Annotated in this window: 19 protein-coding genes; 14 read left to right on the forward strand and 5 right to left on the reverse strand. The window is 48.6% G+C overall.

Annotation, left to right across the window (positions count from 1 at the left end):
• Positions 1 to 152: 152 nt before the first annotated feature.
• The 7 genes from mlaF (at position 153) to murA (ending at position 4,962) form a co-directional block, all read left to right on the forward strand.
• A complete protein-coding gene (gene mlaF / locus PCO85_01965; GenBank protein ID WJV54271.1) occupies positions 153 to 965 on the forward strand; it encodes a phospholipid ABC transporter ATP-binding protein MlaF in 813 nt (270 codons plus the stop codon).
• Positions 966 to 972: 7 nt separating this feature from the next.
• Complete coding sequence (gene mlaE / locus PCO85_01970) at positions 973 to 1,755, forward strand: lipid asymmetry maintenance ABC transporter permease subunit MlaE (GenBank protein ID WJV54272.1); 783 nt, start codon at positions 973 to 975, stop codon at positions 1,753 to 1,755.
• Between the two features lie 4 nt (positions 1,756 to 1,759).
• On the forward strand, positions 1,760 to 2,314 hold the full coding sequence (gene mlaD, locus PCO85_01975) for an outer membrane lipid asymmetry maintenance protein MlaD (protein WJV54273.1): 555 nt from the start codon (positions 1,760 to 1,762) through the stop codon (positions 2,312 to 2,314).
• Between the two features lie 12 nt (positions 2,315 to 2,326).
• Complete coding sequence (gene mlaC / locus PCO85_01980) at positions 2,327 to 2,962, forward strand: phospholipid-binding protein MlaC (GenBank protein WJV54274.1); 636 nt, start codon at positions 2,327 to 2,329, stop codon at positions 2,960 to 2,962.
• Positions 2,955 to 3,260, forward strand: coding sequence for a lipid asymmetry maintenance protein MlaB (mlaB, locus tag PCO85_01985; GenBank protein ID WJV54275.1), 306 nt, complete (start codon positions 2,955 to 2,957; stop codon positions 3,258 to 3,260). The genes mlaC and mlaB overlap by 8 nt, the downstream gene beginning before the upstream one ends.
• Before the next feature lie 131 nt (positions 3,261 to 3,391).
• Positions 3,392 to 3,646 (forward strand): BolA family iron metabolism protein IbaG, encoded by a 255-nt coding sequence (gene ibaG, locus PCO85_01990; protein ID WJV54276.1) that lies wholly within the window; start codon positions 3,392 to 3,394, stop codon positions 3,644 to 3,646.
• A 53-nt stretch (positions 3,647 to 3,699) separates the two neighbouring features.
• A complete protein-coding gene (murA, locus tag PCO85_01995) occupies positions 3,700 to 4,962 on the forward strand; it encodes a UDP-N-acetylglucosamine 1-carboxyvinyltransferase (GenBank protein WJV54277.1) in 1,263 nt (420 codons plus the stop codon).
• 76 nt (positions 4,963 to 5,038) lie between these two features.
• On the opposite strand, the gene degS is transcribed toward murA, so the two are convergent.
• The 3 genes from degS to zapG all read right to left on the reverse strand — a co-directional run bounded on the left by degS (position 5,039) and on the right by zapG (position 8,174).
• Positions 5,039 to 6,100: an outer membrane-stress sensor serine endopeptidase DegS gene (degS, locus tag PCO85_02000; protein WJV54278.1), complete on the reverse strand. Its 1,062-nt coding sequence runs from the start codon at positions 6,098 to 6,100 to the stop codon at positions 5,039 to 5,041.
• Between the two features lie 86 nt (positions 6,101 to 6,186).
• Positions 6,187 to 7,557, reverse strand: a complete 1,371-nt coding sequence (gene degQ, locus PCO85_02005) for a serine endoprotease DegQ (protein WJV54279.1) — start codon at positions 7,555 to 7,557, stop codon at positions 6,187 to 6,189.
• 212 nt (positions 7,558 to 7,769) lie between these two features.
• Positions 7,770 to 8,174, reverse strand: coding sequence for a Z-ring associated protein ZapG (gene zapG, locus PCO85_02010; protein ID WJV54280.1), 405 nt, complete (start codon positions 8,172 to 8,174; stop codon positions 7,770 to 7,772).
• A 221-nt stretch (positions 8,175 to 8,395) separates the two neighbouring features.
• On the opposite strand from zapG, the gene zapE reads away from it, so the two are divergent.
• From zapE to PCO85_02040, 6 genes are all read left to right on the forward strand, one after another.
• Positions 8,396 to 9,523, forward strand: coding sequence for a cell division protein ZapE (gene zapE, locus PCO85_02015; protein ID WJV54281.1), 1,128 nt, complete (start codon positions 8,396 to 8,398; stop codon positions 9,521 to 9,523).
• A 259-nt stretch (positions 9,524 to 9,782) separates the two neighbouring features.
• Positions 9,783 to 10,211, forward strand: a complete 429-nt coding sequence (rplM, locus tag PCO85_02020) for a 50S ribosomal protein L13 (GenBank protein ID WJV54282.1) — start codon at positions 9,783 to 9,785, stop codon at positions 10,209 to 10,211.
• A gap of 15 nt (positions 10,212 to 10,226) precedes the next feature.
• On the forward strand, positions 10,227 to 10,619 hold the full coding sequence (gene rpsI / locus PCO85_02025) for a 30S ribosomal protein S9 (GenBank protein WJV54283.1): 393 nt from the start codon (positions 10,227 to 10,229) through the stop codon (positions 10,617 to 10,619).
• 327 nt (positions 10,620 to 10,946) lie between these two features.
• Positions 10,947 to 11,588 (forward strand): stringent starvation protein SspA, encoded by a 642-nt coding sequence (sspA, locus tag PCO85_02030; GenBank protein ID WJV54284.1) that lies wholly within the window; start codon positions 10,947 to 10,949, stop codon positions 11,586 to 11,588.
• A gap of 5 nt (positions 11,589 to 11,593) precedes the next feature.
• On the forward strand, positions 11,594 to 12,085 hold the full coding sequence (gene sspB, locus PCO85_02035; GenBank protein ID WJV54285.1) for a ClpXP protease specificity-enhancing factor: 492 nt from the start codon (positions 11,594 to 11,596) through the stop codon (positions 12,083 to 12,085).
• Between the two features lie 127 nt (positions 12,086 to 12,212).
• Positions 12,213 to 12,623: a GFA family protein gene (locus tag PCO85_02040; protein ID WJV54286.1), complete on the forward strand. Its 411-nt coding sequence runs from the start codon at positions 12,213 to 12,215 to the stop codon at positions 12,621 to 12,623.
• 84 nt (positions 12,624 to 12,707) lie between these two features.
• On the opposite strand, the gene PCO85_02045 is transcribed toward PCO85_02040, so the two are convergent.
• Positions 12,708 to 14,126, reverse strand: a complete 1,419-nt coding sequence (locus tag PCO85_02045; GenBank protein ID WJV54287.1) for a glutamate synthase small subunit — start codon at positions 14,124 to 14,126, stop codon at positions 12,708 to 12,710.
• A 9-nt stretch (positions 14,127 to 14,135) separates the two neighbouring features.
• Positions 14,136 to 18,596, reverse strand: coding sequence for a glutamate synthase large subunit (gltB, locus tag PCO85_02050; GenBank protein ID WJV54288.1), 4,461 nt, complete (start codon positions 18,594 to 18,596; stop codon positions 14,136 to 14,138).
• Between the two features lie 680 nt (positions 18,597 to 19,276).
• Here gltB and PCO85_02055 point away from each other — a divergent pair.
• On the forward strand, positions 19,277 to 20,206 hold the full coding sequence (locus PCO85_02055; GenBank protein WJV54289.1) for a TIGR01212 family radical SAM protein: 930 nt from the start codon (positions 19,277 to 19,279) through the stop codon (positions 20,204 to 20,206).
• Positions 20,207 to 20,208: the final 2 nt, after the last annotated feature.

The following is a 20,208-nucleotide window of genomic DNA, read 5'->3' on the forward strand; positions in this document are numbered from 1 at the left end:
CCAATGGCAACTTTGGTCACGAATTGACGACGTGTTTTTGTCACAGTACCGAGATTGTCATTTGTGCTTACCTTAAGTGCGAACAAAATGGCATAAGTACACGTTAATATTAATGACAACGCCCTTACTGGCGGTCGGGAAGGAAATAAATAATGAACCATGAGGCGATTAACCTGGTTGAAATTCGCGGGCTCAATTTCCGACGTGGAGAGCGTTCGATATTTACTGACATCTCGCTGGATGTACCGAAAAGAAAAGTGACGGCCATTATGGGGCCGTCGGGGATTGGGAAAACGACGTTGCTGCGGTTGATTGGTGGTCAACTTCAGCCAGACAGCGGGGACATCTGGTTTGATGGGGAAAATATTCCGACGCTTTCTCGTTCTGGATTATATGAATCCCGTAAGAAAATGAGCATGTTATTTCAGTCTGGGGCATTGTTTACCGATCTGAACGTGTTTGATAATGTTGCCTGGCCGTTGCGTGAGCACAGCCGGTTACCGGAACCATTGCTTCACAGTACGGTAATGATGAAGTTGGAAGCGGTGGGATTGCGTGGTGCCGCACAACTTATGCCTTCGGAGCTTTCCGGGGGGATGGCGCGACGTGCTGCGTTAGCACGCTCAATTGCCCTGGATCCTCAACTGATCATGTTTGATGAGCCTTTTGGTGGTCAGGACCCTATAACCATGGGGGTTTTAGTCAAGCTCATTAGTGAGTTAAACCATGCGCTAGGTGCGACCTTTATCGTGGTATCTCACGATGTCCATGAGGTACTGAGTATTGCTGATTACGCTTATATTATCGCCGACCAGCGCGTAATCGCTAAAGGCACACCGGAGGAGTTGCAAGTAAATACAGATCCTCGTGTGCGCCAGTTCTTGGATGGCATCGCTGACGGGCCGGTACCGTTCCGTTACCCGGCTGGTGATTACCAACTTGAGTTACTAGGCTCTGGGAGTTAAATAATTCATGCTACTTCAGGCAGTAGCGTCGTTAGGACGCCTCGGTATCAGCGTATGCGCTTCTTTTGGTCGCGCGGGGCTGGTGCTTTTCAATGCGCTAGTGGGGAAACCCGAGCTGGCGAAACAGTGGCCGTTGTTCTGCAAACAACTCTACAGTGTAGGGGTTCAGTCACTGCTGATTATCATTGTATCCGGCATATTCATCGGCATGGTACTGGGGTTGCAGGGTTATCTTGTCCTGACAACTTACGGTGCGGAAGCCAGTCTGGGTATGATGGTCGCTTTGTCGTTACTGCGTGAACTAGGGCCTGTGGTGACGGCGCTGTTGTTTGCCGGACGTGCCGGTTCGGCGCTGACGGCAGAGATTGGTCTGATGAAAGCCACTGAACAACTTTCCAGTATGGAGATGATGGCGGTTGATCCGTTACGGCGTGTTGTGGCTCCCCGTTTCTGGGCTGGCTTGGTCAGTATGCCATTGCTGACTGTCATCTTTGTGGCGGTGGGCATTTGGGGTGGTGCGTTAGTAGGGGTTGACTGGAAAGGAATCGATTCTGGTTTTTTCTGGTCGGCCATGCAAGGCGCGGTGGAATGGCGGCACGATTTGCTTAACTGTGTAATAAAAAGCGTAGTGTTTTCCATTACCATCACCTGGATTGCGTTATTTAATGGCTATGACGCGATTCCGACGTCAGAAGGGATAAGCCGTGCGACGACCCGTACCGTAGTGCATTCATCGCTGGCGGTGTTGGGATTGGATTTTGTGCTGACAGCACTGATGTTTGGGAAATGAGTCGATGCAAACTAAGAAATATGAAATCTGGGTTGGCATATTTATGCTGATTGCGCTGGGCGCCATTATCTTTCTATGTCTGAAAGTGGCGGACTTGAAATCACTTGGTCATCAACAGACTTACCGTTTGTATGCGACTTTTGACAATATTGGCGGCCTGAAAGTACGTTCACCAGTAAAAGTAGGCGGAGTCGTGATTGGGCGAGTGGAAGATATTTCGTTAGATCAAAAAACCTACCTGCCGCGTGTCGCGATGGATATCGAACAGCGTTATAACCATATTCCTGATACCAGTTCATTGTCGGTGAGAACTTCTGGTCTGCTGGGAGAGCAATATCTGGCGTTGAATATAGGGTTTGAAGATCCGTCCATGGGAACCTCAATTCTGAAAAATGGCGGCGTTATTCAAGATACTAAATCAGCCATGATATTGGAGGATCTTATCGGTCAATTCCTATATAAGGGTGGTAGTGGCAACACTCAGAATACCAGCCAAAACAGCACTGATTCGGTAGCGGCTCCAGAGCCCCAGTCCAATTCTGTTACACCGCATCCATAAGAGGGCTCTTGCATGTTAAAACGTTTATTGGTGGTAGCGTTACTGGCAGTGTCGTCGTTTGCCAGTGCAGCGGATCAGACTAATCCGTATAGTCTGATGAATGATGCGGCGAAGAAAGTTTTTACCCGTCTTAAGGATGATCAGCCCCAAATCATGAAAGATCCCAACTATCTGCGTGTTGTGGTGCGGGAAGAACTATTACCTTATATTCAGGTGAAATACGCTGGAGCATTAGTGTTGGGGCCGTACTACAAAAACGCCACACCAGCACAACGTGAAACCTATTTCAAAGCATTTACTGCTTATCTGGAGCAGGCATATGGTCAGGCTCTGGCGCTGTATCATGACCAGACTTACCAAATTGCGCCTGAACAACCACTTGGTGATGCCACTATTGTTTCAATCCGCGTGACTATCATTGATAACGGCGGGCGCCCGCCAGTTCGTCTGGATTTTCAGTGGCGTAAGAACAGTATAACGGGCCACTGGCAAGCGTATGACATGATCGCGGAGGGCGTGAGCATGATCACGACCAAACAGAATGAATGGGCTGCAACGTTGCGTCAAAAAGGGATTGATGGTTTGACTCAGCAACTTCGTATTGCCGCACAACAGCCAATCACGTTGGATCAGCAACGAAATGGTTAGTACAACGCTTAACTGGAAGTCTGATGCATCCACTCTGGTGTTGGACGGCGATTTAGATCGTGAAACACTATTGCCGCTGTGGCAGCAGCGTGAAACTCTGCTGCAAGGAACGACTGTGCTGGATATGAGTCAGGTAAATCGGGTGGATTCTTCTGGACTGGCATTGCTGGTTCATTTTTATCATCAGCAACAGCAGAACGGTGTGGCGTTGCAAATTACGGGCGTCAGTGACCGACTCAAAACATTGATTGAGCTCTATAGCCTGGACAAGATTATACCCATCCAGCTGATTAGCTGAAAAAACCTTCATGCTATCTCTAAATCCCCTTTTGCTTTTATGCAAAGGGGGATTTCTTTTGTTTAAGATGAAGGTAGATTCATCTAAGATACCAAGCTGTTTATCATCCCCCTGACGCAGAATCGAGAGCGATGGAAAATAACGAAATTAAAGATGTGCTGATGAATGCATTGGCACTACAGGACGTCCATGTATCCGGCGATGGCAGTTACTTTCAGGTGATTGTTGTGGGTGAGTTGTTTAGTGGTATGAGCCGCGTAAAACAACAGCAGACGGTGTATGCCCCGTTGATGGAGTATATTGCCGATAACCGTATTCATGCGCTATCCATTAAGGCTTATACGCCAGATGAGTGGCAGCGCGATCGTAAACTCAACGGTTTTTGAGTGATTGGACTTGATGCCGCACTATTGAATTTGAATATTGAGAAATCGTTACTATGGATAAATTTCGTGTGCAGGGGCCTACTCGGCTCACTGGTGAAGTTACTATCTCCGGGGCTAAAAATGCGGCCCTGCCTATCCTGTTTGCCGCTTTACTCGCTGAAGAGCCGGTAGAGATTCAGAATGTTCCCAAACTTCGGGATATCGACACAACCATGAAACTGCTGAGCCAGTTAGGGGCCCGTGTCGAGCGAAATGGTTCCGTACACGTTGATGCCAGCTCGGTAAATGTCTTTTGCGCACCGTACGAACTGGTAAAAACCATGCGTGCCTCTATTTGGGCACTGGGGCCGCTGGTAGCCCGTTTTGGTCAAGGCCAGGTTTCTTTGCCTGGCGGTTGTGCCATTGGTGCTCGTCCGGTTGATTTACATATCAATGGGTTGGAGCAATTAGGCGCAGAAATTACCCTGGAAGAGGGGTATGTGAAGGCAACGGTCGATGGCCGCCTAAAAGGCGCTCATATTGTGATGGATAAAGTTAGCGTAGGTGCCACGGTAACTATCATGAGTGCGGCGACATTGGCTGAAGGTAAAACCATTATAGAAAATGCGGCCCGTGAGCCGGAAATTGTGGATACGGCCAATTTCCTCAACACGCTAGGTGCCAGGATCAGTGGTGCTGGTAGCGATAAGATTGTTATTGAAGGTGTAGCCCGGTTGGGTGGCGGGGTTTACCGTGTTCTGCCAGATCGCATTGAAACGGGGACTTTTCTTGTGGCTGCCGCTGTGTCTGGCGGTAAAGTGATGTGTCGTAATACACGCCCAGATACATTGGATGCCGTATTGGCCAAACTGCGTGAAGCGGGTGCGGATATTGCGATCGGTGAAGATTGGGTCAGCCTGGATATGCATGGCTGCCGTCCTAAAGCGGTTAACCTGCGTACTGCTCCACATCCCGGATTCCCTACTGATATGCAGGCTCAGTTTAGTTTGCTAAATCTGGTCGCTGAAGGTGCAGGGGTCATTACTGAGACTATTTTTGAAAACCGCTTTATGCATATTCCGGAATTGATCCGCATGGGCGCGCAGGCAGAGATTGAGAGTAATACTGTTATCTGCCATGGCGTAGAGACATTATCTGGCGCTCAGGTGATGGCAACGGACTTACGCGCTTCAGCAAGTCTGGTACTGGCTGGTTGTATTGCAGAAGGTGTCACTATGGTGGATCGTATCTATCACATTGATCGCGGTTATGAGCGTATTGAGCATAAGTTACGGGCACTTGGTGCAAATATTGAAAGAGTCAAGGAAGGCGAATAACGTCCCGCTCTGAATCGGGTGGGTTAACCCACCCGATTTTCCATCTTTTTATAAATCTTTTTTATAAATAAAGCAGTCAGCTAGCTGGAAATTCCTGAATGGTTACATTCAGCGTTATTTCTTTATTGTTCCGGGAAATCACAACTGGGATGACTGAGCCAGGACGGATTTCAGCTACCTGATCCATGGTTTCAATTACGGATCGAACGGGTTTATTATTCACTTTTAACAACCGATCCCCTTCTTTGATACCGGCTTTATCCGCAGGTCCGCCTGGTTCCACCTTTTTGACAAATACGCCCCGTAATCTGTTATCTATCGATATATTCTGGTCCTGATTTTCAATTTGTGCCCCATTGATGCCAATGTAACCGCGGATAACCCGACCATCGCGAATCAGTTTGCCCATCACTTTGATAGCCAGTGCCACAGGAATGGCAAAGCTTAAACCTTCTGGGGTAGCTCCATCATTGCTTTTGTCAAAGGATAACGTATTGATGCCAACCAGTTCTCCCAACGTGTTAACCAATGCTCCGCCTGAATTACCACGATTGATAGACGCATCGGTCTGCAGGAAGTTCTGGCGCCCTGATGGACTTAAACCAACTCGCCCCGTGGCACTGATAATACCTTGAGTAATGGTTTGCCCCAGATTGTAAGGATTCCCGATAGCCATCACCACATCACCCACATGAGCTACTCGTTTGGTATTGATGGGTATTTCCGGCAAATTGGTTCCCTCAATTTTCAACACTGCCAGATCGGTAAGGCTGTCGGAACCGACCAGCAGAGCCTCAAACACACGTCCGTCCTGTAGGGTTACTATAATTTGGTCTGCATTATTGATAACGTGCTTATTGGTGAGGATATAACCTTTGCTGTTCATGATAACGCCGGAACCCAGGGTGCGAATATTGAGTTGATCCTTCTCATTTGGGTTGGATGCCCGGTTATATACGTTGACGACTGCGGGCGCGGCGCGTCGTACCCCTTGATAATAGCTGACAGGTGTTTCGCTTTCGGCGCTATCGTCTGGTTTGAATAGCCCGTTGTTTGAACGCAGCATGGGAAGTGCCAGTAACAGAATACCTGAAACGATGACACCAATCAGCGCCGAACGTATAAGTTTGGTTAGCATAAGCATCTGGTATAAGTAGAAGATTAACTGCAGAATATCATGAGATAGTTAGACACCACACCGCGTGGTGTCTAATTTTTACTGGCTTAGCGTAACAACAAATAAATGCTTTGGTCACCACGCATTATGTTCAGCGCTATAACCGAAGGTTTACTTTTCAGAATTTTACCCAGTTGGGAGATGTTTTCCACACGCTCCCGGTTGATACCGACAATAATATCGCCTTTTTGTAATCCAATCTTGGCGGCCGGTGTATCCTTGGTCACGCTATCGATAATTACACCTTTGCTACCATCCTTCAACTGACCATCGCTTAGTGATGCTCCCTGCAGAGCCGGCGATAGAGACTCAGCTCTGGTGGCAGTGTTGGCGCTATTGCCCAGGATTACAGAAACTTCCTGTTGTTTGCCATCACGCCACAGACCGACTCGAATGATTTTACCTGGTGCCGTAGTGCCAATCTTCGCTCTCAATTCGGCAAAGCTACTGATGGTTTTACCATTCAGTGAAGTTAGTACATCACCTGCTTTAATCCCTGCTTTTGCCGCAGCTGATTTTGGTAATACTTCACTAACAAATGCACCGCGTTGTACATCTACTTTGAAAGCTTTAGCTATTTCAGAGGTCATTTCACTGCCTCTGATACCCAGCAACCCGCGTTTTACCTCACCAAATTCTATCAATTGTTGAGACAAGGTCTGAGCCATATTGCTGGGGATGGCAAAGCCGATGCCGATATTTCCGCCCCCTGGAGCCAGAATGGCGGTGTTAATCCCAATAAGTTCACCGTTAAGATTAACCAGTGCGCCACCAGAGTTACCGCGGTTGATTGACGCGTCAGTTTGAATGAAGTTTTCCAGCCCTTCCAGATTCAGGCCACTACGGCCCAGAGCGGAAATAATCCCGGATGTGGCAGTTTGCCCCAGGCCAAAAGGGTTGCCCACTGCTACGGCAAAATCACCGACGCGAAGCTGGTCTGAGTCCGCTATTTTAATTTCAGTCAGGTTTTTGGCATCGTTTAACTGCAACAGCGCAATATCGGTCTGCTCATCGCGACCAATCAATTTTGCGTCATATTCACGGCCATCATTAAGTTGTACACGGATTTTGTCAGCATTGTTGATGACATGGTTGTTGGTTAACACATATCCTTTGGCTGCATTAATGATTACGCCGGATCCCAAGCCTTCAAATGGACGAGAGCTCTGTTCTTCAGATGGTGTGTTAGGTCCGAAGAAAAACTTAAACTCTTCAGGAATCTGCTGACGCTGAATTCGCGTACCCTCAACATGTACGCTGACCACAGCAGGTAAGACTTTTTCCAGCATAGGCGCCAGGCTGGGGAGTTGCTGACCTTGTACCACTGCTGGTAACGCAGCGTATGCCGCAGGTAGAGATGATAAGGATAAAGCTATGCTTATTGCCAATGCGCTACATAACAACGATGTTTTTTTCATTGATTGTTAACTCTCTCACGACCTGCGTATGAATAAAACGATGATATATAAACCCAAACCCATGATGAAGAGTCAGACCGGGGATTATGACGTAAAGTTCACTGACCTTTCTTCAGTAGAATGTAACCATAATTCATGTAAATTTACAGTTGAAGACAAAAGAACATGATGAGGCCGAAGAGGCCTCACAGGTAGAGAGTGGTATCTTGTGTTTACTTGCTGGCAGGGCGTTCGCCGCGCAGTAAACCTGAAGCGCCGTCAGAATAATCACGGGGTGGCATGCCTACTGGTGCCTGATCGTTATCCGCTTCGGCTTCCGTCAGGCTATATCTGAACGGATTATCCTGCGTGGGTAAATTGGGTAATAGGTTGTTGGAGCTTTTCGCCATATGCTGGTACAACTGACGATAATCATTTGCCATGTTGTCCAGTAGCTCTGCGCTACGGGCAAAATGCCCAACCAACTCCTGGCGATATTGTTCCAATTCCGTTTTGCTTTTCTCCAGTTCATTTTGCAATACCTGTTGCTGACGCAGTTTACGATTGCCAAAACGCATAGCGACAGCACCAATTATGACACCGATAACTAGTCCAATCAGCGCGTACTCCCAGGTCATAATGACTCCTATTTTGACTTAGTTGTCCCGTAGGGTTTTTCCACTTAATAATAGCCACTATAACCGCTAACCTTGCCTGAGTGGAGCCCCGAAGCGCGATGTCGTAAGGTATTATGATATTGCTTACGGCTGCAAGGTGGTTAACTGCTACGATTACGGGCCAAATCGACGTTAACACGCGATAAAATATAACTAACTTTTTTCTCAGGGATTTTGGAGCTATGCAGAGAGTAACCCCTTTGACGCTTTATCAGCAGGCTTTGTCAGCGCAGGAGTATCAGCCGGATGAAGTACAATACCAGACAGTGATTCGGCTGGATAATATTCATCAGGAATTGGTTAAACATGTGCAGGACATTCAGACTCCACCCACAGGGCTGCTGGGGAAGTGGCGTTCATGGTTGGGGGGACGGGAAGAAACAACGACACCGGTACAAGGGCTTTACATGTGGGGTGGTGTAGGCCGAGGGAAAACCTGGTTGATGGATCTGTTTTTCCATGGTTTGCCGTCAAAACGAAAATTACGTCTGCATTTTCATCGTTTTATGCTGCGCGTGCATGAGGAACTGAACCAATTGCAAGGGCAGGAGAATCCGCTGGAAAAAGTTGCTGATGGCTTTAAGTCCGAAACGGATGTGCTCTGTTTTGACGAATTTTTTGTATCGGATATTACTGACGCAATGCTGTTGGCAGAATTACTTAGCGCCTTGTTTTTACGGGGGATTACACTGGTTGCAACATCCAACATCCCGCCGGATGAGCTTTATCGTAACGGGTTACAGCGCTCACGTTTTTTACCTGCAATTGACCTGATTAAGCAACACTGTGACATATTAAATGTGGATGCGGGGATTGATTATCGTCTACGCACGTTGACCCAGGCGCATCTGTATTTGACACCATTGAATGCCTCGACGGAAACGACGATGCGCCAGATATTCAGCCGACTGTCCGGGCAGAAAATTACAACTGCCGGACCGGTACTGGAAATCAATCATCGTCCGTTGGCAACGCTGAGCGCCGGAGACGGTGTAGTGGCGGTGGATTTCTCTACACTGTGTATCGAGGCTCGTAGCCAGAATGACTATATTGCGCTTTCCCGCTTGTATCATAGTGTGTTGTTGCATAACGTCACGGTGATGGGAACAAAAGAAGAAAATACTGCCAGACGTTTTCTGGCGCTGGTGGATGAGTTTTATGAGCGACGGGTGAAGCTCATCATTTCTGCCCAGGTACCGATGTTTGACCTCTATCAGGGCGAACATCTGAAGTTTGAATATCAACGCTGTTTGTCCCGTCTGCAGGAGATGCAAAGCGAGGAGTATTTGCGCCAGCCCCACCTTGCATAGAACCAGCTCCACCTTGCATAGAAATAGATCCCTTTTTCTACGGAAAACGATAGAAAAAGGGTCGACCTTTGATACCGACTTCTCTATAATCTTGCGACCCCACGTTACAACAAAGTTTTTTTCCCGAAACTTTATCGTGCTGGCAATAGCTATTCGAAGGGGTAGGTTTGCTGGACTAGATAGCCGTGTGAACCTCAACACTATTTATTGAAGCGTTTGGGTGTTCGCCAACGTGTAACTTAAATTGGGTAAGCTTTTAATGAAAACTTTTACAGCTAAACCAGAAACCGTAAAACGCGACTGGTATGTTGTTGATGCGAGCGGTAAGACTTTAGGTCGCCTCGCTACTGAACTGGCTCGTCGTCTGCGCGGCAAGCATAAAGCGGAATACACTCCGCACGTTGATACTGGCGATTACATTATTGTTCTGAACGCTGAGAAAGTTGCTGTAACTGGCAACAAACGTTCTGACAAAATGTATTATCATCACACCGGTTACATCGGTGGTATTAAAGAAGCGACCTTTGAAGAGATGATTGCCCGCCATCCTGAGCGTGTGATTGAAATCGCGGTTAAAGGCATGCTGCCGAAGGGTCCGCTGGGTCGTGCTATGTACCGTAAACTGAAAGTTTACGCGGGTAATGAGCACAATCACGCGGCACAGCAACCGCAAGTTCTGGACATTTAATCGGGATTAATGGCAATGGCTGAAAATCAATATTACGGCACTGGTCGCCGCAAAAGTTCTGCCGCTCGTGTATTCATCAAACCGGGCAGTGGCAACATCGTTATCAACCAGCGTAGTCTGGAACAGTACTTCGGTCGCGAAACTGCACGTATGGTAGTTCGCCAACCGCTGGAACTGGTCGACATGGTTGGAAAATTTGACCTGTTCATCACCGTTAAAGGTGGTGGTATCTCTGGTCAAGCAGGCGCAATTCGCCACGGGATTACCCGTGCGTTGATGGTATATGATGAGTCTCTGCGTGCTGAGCTGCGTAAAGCTGGCTTTGTCACTCGTGATGCTCGTAAGGTTGAACGTAAGAAAGTCGGTCTGCGTAAAGCACGCCGTCGTCCTCAGTTCTCCAAGCGTTAATTTTTGGCTGCTTTGCAGCGGAATTAATGCCAAGAACCCGGTGCTGGTCACCGGGTTTTTTTCACCTGATATATGTAATGTCTAAAAAATAACCTTTATTTATTAGGGGTTAACTATGAAAGCGTGCTTATATCCCCACAAAACGAACAAAATCTGATACACTATTTGCCGATTTTGTGCCTGTTTGCCAGCTGGTGATTTTTGAGAAAATGACAGATGTCGTCAGCGGTTTCCCGCAGTCCGTAGGAAATTTAAACGCGACAAGGCCTGCAGGATAATATTCGATCGGTTCTTCGCCGTATTTTTTCGATAAACTTGGAGGTTTTCATGGCTGTCGCTGCCAACAAACGTTCGGTAATGACGCTGTTTTCCGGTCCATCCGACATTTTTAGCCATCAGGTTCGCATTGTGCTGGCAGAAAAAGGGGTTAGTGTCGAAATTGAGCAGGTAGACATGGACAATCTGCCGCAGGATCTTATTGACCTCAATCCTTACGGTTCAGTGCCAACACTGGTTGACCGTGAGCTCACATTATATGAATCGCGCATTATCATGGAATATCTTGATGAGCGTTTCCCACACCCACCTTTAATGCCGGTATATCCGGTAGCACGTGGCCACAGTCGTCTAATGATGCACCGTATTGAGCTTGACTGGTATTCCCTGATGAACACGGTTATGAAGGGTAACGCACAGGAAGCGGATGTAGCGCGTAAACAGCTTCGTGAAGAGCTACTGGCCATTGCTCCGGTATTTAATGAAACACCTTATTTTATGAGCGAAGAGTTCAGTCTGGTTGACTGTTATCTGGCTCCACTGTTATGGCGTTTGCCACTGTTGGGCATTGAACTGGTAGGGTCTGGTGCGAAAGAGCTGAAAGGCTACATGACGCGTGTTTTTGAACGTGATGCGTTTCTGGCTTCCCTCACAGAAGCTGAACGTGAAATCCGTTTACAAACCAGAGGTTAAACTACATGGCGTTGTCTCAGTTATCTCCACGTCGTCCGTATTTACTGCGGGCTTTTTATGACTGGCTGCTGGATAACCAACTGACACCACATCTGGTCGTAGATGTCAGCATCCCGGGTGTAGAGGTGCCGATGGAGTTTGCCCGCGATGGGCAGATTGTTTTGAATATCGCCCCTCGTGCTGTAGGTAATCTCGAACTGGCTGATGATAGCGTTCACTTCAACGCACGTTTTGGTGGTGTGCCACGTCAGGTTTTTGTCCCGATGGCGGCGGTCATGGCGGTTTATGCCCGCGAAAATGGGGCGGGTACCATGTTTGAACCGGAACCTGCCTATGAAGCTATTACTGATGAGCTTGAAGATCAGGATGAGAATAAAACGGCTTTGATATCTGTGGTGGATAACGAACCGTCAGCAACAGATGACGATGGTAATCCCAATGATGACCCACCACAGCCCCCTCGGGGCGGAAGGCCGGCATTGCGGGTTGTCAAATAACAGTCTCTAATGATAAAACAGGGCACACGATAGTGCCCTTTTTTATTATCCAGTGAATTGAAAAATAAAAGAAATACACTGGTTGGTAAAATTTTATCCATTACTAACATTGCTAGAGGTACATGTGATGCAAACCAGCAAAGGTAGCTGTTTATGTGGCGCAGTGACGATAACTATTCCTGAGCAATACACTCACGAGGTCAGTGTTTGTCATTGTGGCGTATGCCGAAAGTGGGGCAGCGGGCCACTGATGGCGATTGAGTGTCCAGATGGCGTGACGATTGAGGGAGAAGAGAATATTACATCCTATCATTCTTCTGACTGGGCTGAGCGCGCCTTCTGTAGTAAGTGTGGAACACATTTGTTTTATAAGCTGCTTGAACCAGAAACTTATGAGTTCTCTGCTGGCCTGTTCCCTGACGGGGAAAAGCAGATGATTTCTCAAATCTATATTGATAACAAACCCGATTATTACGATTTTGTACAGCAAACACCGATGCTGACAGAACAGGATGTCATTGAGCAGTCCGCATCGTGAAAATCTGAATGAAGGACATGTTGCGGGTGTACAAAAAAAGTAAAAGGCAACTGCTTGAGCTGCCTTTTGTCTGGATTGTCGTGGTTACACTTCAAGGAAGTTGAGGATACCCTCTGCGGCTTTACGGCCTTCAGCAATGGCAGTAACAACCAGGTCCGAACCTCGGACAGCATCACCACCGGCAAAGATTTTTGGATTACTGGTCTGGAATGCACTGTTACTGTTTTCTGGCGCAATAATGCGGCCCTGGCTATCCAGTTTCACATCATGTTTGGCCAGCCAGTCCATTTTATGCGGGCGGAAGCCGAATGCCATGATAATGGTATCTGCTTCCAGTACATGCTCTGAACCTTCGACAATCTCCGGACGGCGGCGTCCATTGTCATCCGGTGCACCGAGCTCAGTGCGCACCATACGCACCCCACACACTTTACCCGAGTCGTTGATTTCCACACTCATCGGTTGCAGGTTGAATTTGAATTCTACACCTTCTTCTCGTGCATTTTTCACTTCACGCTTGGATCCAGGCATGTTTTCTTCATCACGGCGGTAGGCGCAAGTGACATGCGTAGCGCCTTGACGGATTGACGTCCGTACGCAGTCCATTGCGGTATCACCACCACCTAGAACGACCACACGTTTACCTTGCATGGAAACATAAGGCTCATCTTCTGTGGTGGCAAACCCCATCAGTTGCTTGGTATTGGCAATCAGGTATGGCAGTGCATCATAAACGCCCAGCGCATCCTCATTTTCCAACCCACCACGCATGGATTGATAAGTCCCGACACCCAGGAATACGGAATCATATTCTTCCAGCAGGTCGCTTAATTGGATGTCTTTACCCACTTCGGTATTTAACTGGAATTCGATACCCATTTCGGTGAAGATTTCGCGGCGCTTAATCATCACTTCTTTTCCCAGCTTGAACGATGGAATACCAAAAGTCAGCAGCCCACCGATTTCAGGATGGCGATCATACACTACGGCTTTCACGCCGTTACGGGTTAGCACATCGGCACAGCCCAGTCCTGCGGGCCCGGCACCAATAATCGCCACACGCTTGCCGGTAGGTTGAATGTCGGCTACGTTCGGCTTCCAGCCCATTTCTATGGCTTTATCATTGATATATCGTTCTATGTTTCCGATGGTAACCGCACCGAATTCATCATTCAGTGTACAGGAACCTTCACATAACCGATCCTGAGGGCAGACGCGGCCACAAACTTCTGGCAGGCTATTGGTTTGATGTGACAGCTCTGCCGCTTCAATAATGCGCCCTTCGTTAGCCAGTTTCAGCCAGTTCGGAATGTAGTTATGCACCGGGCATTTCCATTCACAATAAGGGTTACCGCATGCCAGGCAGCGATCTGCCTGGGCTTTTGACTGGCCTTCCGAGAACGGCTCGTAAATCTCAACAAATTCAATTTTACGAATTTTCAGCGGTTTTTTGGGCGGATCAACGCGCTGTAAGTCGATAAATTGATAAACATTCTGACTCATGATGACCTCTTACTGCGCCTGTACCCGCAGCTCAGCTGCGGAACGACTACGATGACCCAACAACGCTTTCACATCACTTGACTTTGGCTTAACCAGAGCAAATTTTGATACCCATACCGGCCAGTTGGCCAGAATCTCTTCGCCATGCTGGGATCCGGTATGATGAACATGCTCGGTAATTAGTCCACGCAGGTGCTCTTCATGAATCGCCAGATTCTCTACGTCCAGCACTTCCACAAGTTCTGGGTTGACGCGTTTACGAAACTCACCGTCTTCGTCCAGAACATACGAGAAACCGCCAGTCATACCTGCACCGAAGTTGACGCCGGTGCGGCCCAGAATACAGACAATGCCTCCAGTCATGTATTCACAGCCGTTATCGCCGATACCTTCCACTACGGTAATCGCACCGGAGTTACGTACGGCAAAGCGTTCTCCGGCACGACCTGCGGCAAACAGCTTACCGCCAGTGGCACCATACAGACAGGTATTGCCGACAATGCTGGCTTCATGACTGCGAAACGCGGAGCCGACGGGCGGGCGCACAGAGATAATACCGCCCGCCATGCCTTTACCTACGTAGTCGTTGGCGTCACCGGTCAGAGCCAGCTCAACACCACCAGCGTTCCAGACACCAAAGCTTTGCCCGGCTGTACCGTTAAAGTAAGCTTTGATCGGGTCACTCGCCAGTCCCTGGTCGCCATGCCGTGCAGCAATCACACCGGACAAGGTGGCGCCTACAGAGCGGTCGGTATTACGAATATCGAAATAGAGTGCTTTGCCTTGCCTGGATTCGACATGTGACTGAGCCTGCTCCACCAGCGCTTTGTTGAGTAATCCTTTGTCGAATGACGGATTATTCTCGGTACAGTACAGCGCCTTACCTGGATGAGGTTGTGCAGTATGCAGTAATGGTGACAGATCCAGCTTGTTTTGTTTGGCAGTGAAACCATCCAGTTCAAGTAGCAGGTCAGTGCGGCCTATCAAATCGACCAGACGACTTACACCTAGCTCGGCCATCAGCAGACGGGTTTCCTGTGCGATAAAATTGAAGTAGTTAACTACGCGTTCTGGCAGACCGTGATAGTGATCGCGACGCAGTTTTTCATCCTGGGTGGCAACACCTGTAGCACAGTTATTCAGGTGACAGATACGCAGGTATTTACAGCCGAGAGCTACCATTGGGCCAGTACCAAAGCCGAAGCTTTCCGCACCCAGAATGGTCGCTTTGATAATATCCAGACCGGTTTTCAGACCACCATCCACCTGCAGACGGATTTTGTGACGTAAACCGTTAGACACCAGTGCCTGCTGGGTTTCTGCCAGACCAAGCTCCCACGGACAACCAGCATATTTCACTGATGTTAACGGGCTGGCGCCGGTGCCGCCATCATAGCCGGCAATAGTGATCAGATCGGCATAAGCTTTAGCCACACCAGTGGCGATAGTACCTACACCCGGTTCAGAAACCAGTTTGACCGAAATCATGGCTTTTGGGTTGATCTGTTTCAGGTCGAAAATCAACTGAGCCAAATCTTCGATAGAGTAAATATCATGATGTGGCGGTGGTGAAATCAGAGTAACGCCGGGCACTGAATAGCGCAGTCTGGCAATATATGGGGTTACTTTATCCCCCGGTAACTGGCCGCCTTCACCTGGTTTGGCTCCCTGTGCGACCTTGATCTGGATAACATCAGCATTGACCAGATAAGCGGGTGTAACGCCAAATCGACCGGAGGCAACCTGCTTGATGCGGGATACTTTATTGGTGCCATAACGCGCTGGGTCTTCGCCACCTTCACCGGAATTGGAAAAACCACCCAGACTATTCATGGCTTCAGCCAGTGATTCATGGGCTTCTGGGCTGAGCGCACCGATAGACATGGCAGCCGTATCAAAACGTTTGAACAGCTCTGTCGCTGGTTCCACCTGGTCCAGCGCGATGGCCGTTCCTTCCTGTGGTTGTAGCGCCAGGAGATCGCGCAGCGTTGCCACCGGACGGTGGTTTACCAGGTTGGCATATTGCAAATAGTCACTGTATTTACCACTGTGAACTGCTGCCTGTAGCGTTTTTACTACGTCCGGGTTGTAGGTGTGGTATTCACCATCGTAAACGAATTTCAGCAAACCTCCCTGGTCCAATGTATGACGTTTCAACCAGGCACGTTTTGACAAATTAAGCAGATCTTGCTCAAAATCACTGAAGTTGGCCCCGCTGATCCGACTGACTACACCCTGAAAACAGAGGGATGAAATGTCCTGGTGCAAACCGACGGCTTCAAACAGTTTGGAACAGCGGTAGGACGCCACCGTTGAAATGCCCATCTTTGACATGATCTTGTACAGACCTTTGTTGATGCCGTTACGGTAGTTCAGCATCACGGTACGGTATGGTTTCTCGATGGTGCGATTATCTACCATCCGGGCCAGTGTTTCATAGGCCAGATAAGGGTAAATGGCAGTAGCACCAAAGCCTAGCAGTACCGCAAAATGGTGTGGATCACGGGCGCTGGCGGTTTCAACGATGATGTTGGCATCGCAACGCAGGCTCTTTTCCACCAGACGGCGCTGAATAGCGCCTACCGCCATTGGTGCCGGTACTGGCAGGTGATCCTGCGTGATGCTCCGGTCGGAAAGTACCAGTAATACTGCGCCGTCGCGGACTTTGTTTTCCGCTTCGTCGCACAGTTTTTCAACCGTCTCCTGTAGTGTTTGCTGTTTTGGGTCGAACGTCAGATCGATCCTGTCTGCACGGTAATATTGCTGATCCTGATTGATCAACTGGTTGAAATCGGAGTAGAGCAAAATCGGTGATTTAAAGCTCAGACGATGGGCCTGACCTTCCGCTTCACAGAATACGTTCATTTCCCGACCGATACAGGTTGATAGCGACATAACATGTGCTTCGCGCAGTGGGTCGATAGGCGGATTCGTTACCTGAGCAAACTGTTGGCGGAAATAGTCATAAATAATACGCGGGCGACTGGAGAGCACGGCAAAAGGTGTGTCATCACCCATGGAACCCGTGGCTTCCTGACCGTTCTCACCCAGCACGCGCAGGATTTGATCCAGTTCTTCTTTGCTATAACCAAATTGCTTCTGATAGGTTTCCAGCATTGTATCGTCCAGCTCGCGGCTACCCACTTGTTCATCAGGTAACTCTTCAAACGGCACGAGACGCTTAACGTTCTTTTCCATCCACTCTTTGTAGGGATGGCGGCTTTTCAGATCATCATCGGTTTCTGCTGAGTGCAGGATGCGGCCGTTACGGGTATCGATAACCATCAGTTCACCTGGACCGACGCGCCCTTTTTCGATCACTTCGTCCGGTTGATAATCCCAGATGCCAATTTCAGACGCACAAGTAATCAGTTTGTCTTTAGTGATGACATAACGTGCTGGACGCAGACCGTTACGGTCCAGGTTACAGGCAGCATAACGCCCATCAGACAGTACCAGACCTGCCGGACCATCCCATGGCTCCATGTGCATAGAGTTAAAGTCGAAGAAAGCACGTAGTTCCGGATCCATATCCGGGTTGTTCTGCCATGCCGGTGGTACTAGCAGTCGCATGGCGCGCACGATATCCATCCCACCAGCCAGAAACAGTTCCAGCATATTATCCAGCGAGGTGGAGTCCGAGCCAGTTTCGTCGACAAATGGGGCCGCATCTTGCAGATCCGGGATCAGCGGCGTTTTGAATTTGTAGGCACGAGCGCGGGCCCACTGACGGTTCCCCGTAATGGTGTTGATCTCACCGTTGTGCGCCAGATAGCGGAACGGCTGGGCCAGACGCCAGCGTGGTACGGTATTGGTGGAAAAGCGTTGGTGGAACAGACAAATGGCTGATTCCATACGCAGGTCTGCCAGATCCAGATAAAAGCGCGGCAGATCCGTCGGCATACACAGGCCCTTGTAGATGTTCACTACATTGGAGAAGCTGCACACGTAGAAATCGTTATCTTGTACGCGTTTTTCAATACGGCGGCGTGCCATGAATAAGCGGCGTTCCATATCACGTTGACGCCAACCTGCCGGAGCATTCACAAAGATCTGTTCAATACGCGGCAGTGAGGACAACGCGATTTCACCCAAGACATCCGGATTGGTGGGCACTTCGCGCCAACCAACCACAGAAAGGGTTTCATTCTGCAACTCTTCTTCTACAATCTTGCGGGCGGCACGGGCCTTCTCTTCATCCTTATTAAGGAACATCATGCCGACGGCATAATTTTTCGCCAGCCTCCAACCATGCTCTTCGGCGACCAAGCGGAAGAAGCGGTCAGGTTTCTGAAGCAATAAACCACAGCCGTCACCGGTCTTGCCGTCAGCAAGAATCGCGCCACGGTGCTGCATACGGGCAAGCGCGTGAATGGCAGTACGCACTACTTTATGGCTCGGCTCACCTTCTATATGGGCGATTAATCCGAAACCACAGTTGTCTCTCTCTTGGGATGCATCGTACAACATATTCAGTGAACCTCCCCAGGCTCTATATGACTCTCTCCCACCAGTCAGCGGGCACCTTTGCGCGAGCGATATCCAACTGACGTAAATATAGCGTCAGTGGGTTTTGCCGCTCTCTTTTCCGGTCTATCGTGACGATCTCACAAGTGGTAATAACTTGCTTGATGAGGGAGTCTTCTTCTTACTGCATAAATATGACGAGACATCATCTCGTCAGGAAAGCTTCCAGCGGATTCCCAAATTAGCGAGAAACCCTGTTCAGGTCAAATATCAATATCAAACCTGACTTTTAGGGATAATATTTACTTATTTATATGAAAGATAAGCATTTTTACAATTAAAAGAAGGTGTTGGCAAGATGCGGGGAGTCATTTAAATGTGAGCTGTATCACTATGCTAATGACGAATTATGACCGCGACATGCTGCTATATCTTCTCTTATCGGCATCTTATTCTGTTTGAATCTAATTTTTTACTTTATGTCACTGTTTTTTATCTTCACGTCATCTTTTAATGAAATCGGCTGGGAGGATAAGAAAAATTAATCGGCTAAGATATGATTTTATTTTCAATAAAAATGAATAACCATGCACTTTAATGCGCCGGAGCGGGATTGATCGTAGTCATCGCGGTAAAACAGATGAAAGAGTAGGCTGCTGTTCTTGCGGGGGGAAGAACAGAATATGCAATTACAAAAAATAATCAATATGTTTGGTGGAGACCTTCAGCGTCGTTATGGAGAAAAGATCCATAAGCTTACGCTGCACGGTGGGTTTAATTGCCCAAACCGGGACGGCACGCTGGGTCGTGGCGGTTGTACGTTTTGTAATGTGGCGTCATTTGCGGATGAGCACATGCAACAGATTAGTATCACCCAGCAGCTGGAGGCGCAGGCAGTAAAGGTAAATCGTGCTAAGCGCTATCTGGCTTACTTTCAAGCTTATACTAGTACTTACGCCGAAGTTCAGGTATTGGAGTCCATGTATTGCCAGGCACTGAAACAGGCGGAGATGGTTGGATTATGTGTGGGAACCCGGCCTGATTGCGTCCCGGACGCTGTGTTGGATTTACTGGCCGGGTATCGGGATCAAGGTTATGAGGTATGGTTGGAACTGGGATTGCAAAGCGCGAGTGATAAAACGTTGCATCGCATTAACCGTGGGCATGATTTTTCCTGCTACCAGGAAACGGTTTATCGTGCCCATATTCGTGGCCTAAAGGTTTGCTGTCATCTTATTGTCGGTCTGCCTGGAGAAGATGCCAAATGTTGTCTGTCAACGCTGCAACAGGTTGTTGATACAGGTGTTGAGGGGATAAAGCTACACCCGCTACACATTGTGGATGGCAGTATTATGGCTAAAGCATGGCGAGCCGGGCGGTTGTCGGAACTGACACTGGAAAATTATGTAGCAATCGCCGGGGAAATGATTCGGTATACGCCACCGGAAATTGTTTTTCACCGGATTTCTGCCAGTGCCCGCCGACCCACATTACTGGCCCCACTGTGGTGTGAAAATCGCTGGACCGGCATGGTTGGACTCAACAACTATTTGCTGGAACATGGTGTGCAAGGCTCTGCATTAGGCCACCCCTATCAGTATCATCCTGCCTGAAG

Source organism: Prodigiosinella aquatilis, from assembly GCA_030388725.1.
GTDB lineage: Bacteria > Pseudomonadota > Gammaproteobacteria > Enterobacterales > Enterobacteriaceae > Prodigiosinella > Prodigiosinella aquatilis.

Excerpts from the sequence above, each read along its gene's own strand:
- gltB (WJV54288.1), bottom strand. The coding sequence starts at position 18,596 with ATGTTGTACGATGCATCCCAAGAGAGAGACAACTGTGGTTTCGGATTA.
- zapE (WJV54281.1), top strand. The coding sequence starts at position 8,396 with ATGCAGAGAGTAACCCCTTTGACGCTTTATCAGCAGGCTTTGTCAGCG.
- mlaB (WJV54275.1), top strand. The coding sequence starts at position 2,955 with ATGGTTAGTACAACGCTTAACTGGAAGTCTGATGCATCCACTCTGGTG.
- sspA (WJV54284.1), top strand. The coding sequence starts at position 10,947 with ATGGCTGTCGCTGCCAACAAACGTTCGGTAATGACGCTGTTTTCCGGT.
- mlaE (WJV54272.1), top strand. The coding sequence starts at position 973 with ATGCTACTTCAGGCAGTAGCGTCGTTAGGACGCCTCGGTATCAGCGTA.
- mlaC (WJV54274.1), top strand. The coding sequence starts at position 2,327 with ATGTTAAAACGTTTATTGGTGGTAGCGTTACTGGCAGTGTCGTCGTTT.
- degQ (WJV54279.1), bottom strand. The coding sequence starts at position 7,557 with ATGAAAAAAACATCGTTGTTATGTAGCGCATTGGCAATAAGCATAGCT.
- degS (WJV54278.1), bottom strand. The coding sequence starts at position 6,100 with ATGCTAACCAAACTTATACGTTCGGCGCTGATTGGTGTCATCGTTTCA.
- mlaD (WJV54273.1), top strand. The coding sequence starts at position 1,760 with ATGCAAACTAAGAAATATGAAATCTGGGTTGGCATATTTATGCTGATT.
- PCO85_02045 (WJV54287.1), bottom strand. The coding sequence starts at position 14,126 with ATGAGTCAGAATGTTTATCAATTTATCGACTTACAGCGCGTTGATCCG.
- murA (WJV54277.1), top strand. The coding sequence starts at position 3,700 with ATGGATAAATTTCGTGTGCAGGGGCCTACTCGGCTCACTGGTGAAGTT.
- PCO85_02055 (WJV54289.1), top strand. The coding sequence starts at position 19,277 with ATGCAATTACAAAAAATAATCAATATGTTTGGTGGAGACCTTCAGCGT.
- zapG (WJV54280.1), bottom strand. The coding sequence starts at position 8,174 with ATGACCTGGGAGTACGCGCTGATTGGACTAGTTATCGGTGTCATAATT.
- rplM (WJV54282.1), top strand. The coding sequence starts at position 9,783 with ATGAAAACTTTTACAGCTAAACCAGAAACCGTAAAACGCGACTGGTAT.
- mlaF (WJV54271.1), top strand. The coding sequence starts at position 153 with ATGAACCATGAGGCGATTAACCTGGTTGAAATTCGCGGGCTCAATTTC.
- PCO85_02040 (WJV54286.1), top strand. The coding sequence starts at position 12,213 with ATGCAAACCAGCAAAGGTAGCTGTTTATGTGGCGCAGTGACGATAACT.
- rpsI (WJV54283.1), top strand. The coding sequence starts at position 10,227 with ATGGCTGAAAATCAATATTACGGCACTGGTCGCCGCAAAAGTTCTGCC.
- ibaG (WJV54276.1), top strand. The coding sequence starts at position 3,392 with ATGGAAAATAACGAAATTAAAGATGTGCTGATGAATGCATTGGCACTA.
- sspB (WJV54285.1), top strand. The coding sequence starts at position 11,594 with ATGGCGTTGTCTCAGTTATCTCCACGTCGTCCGTATTTACTGCGGGCT.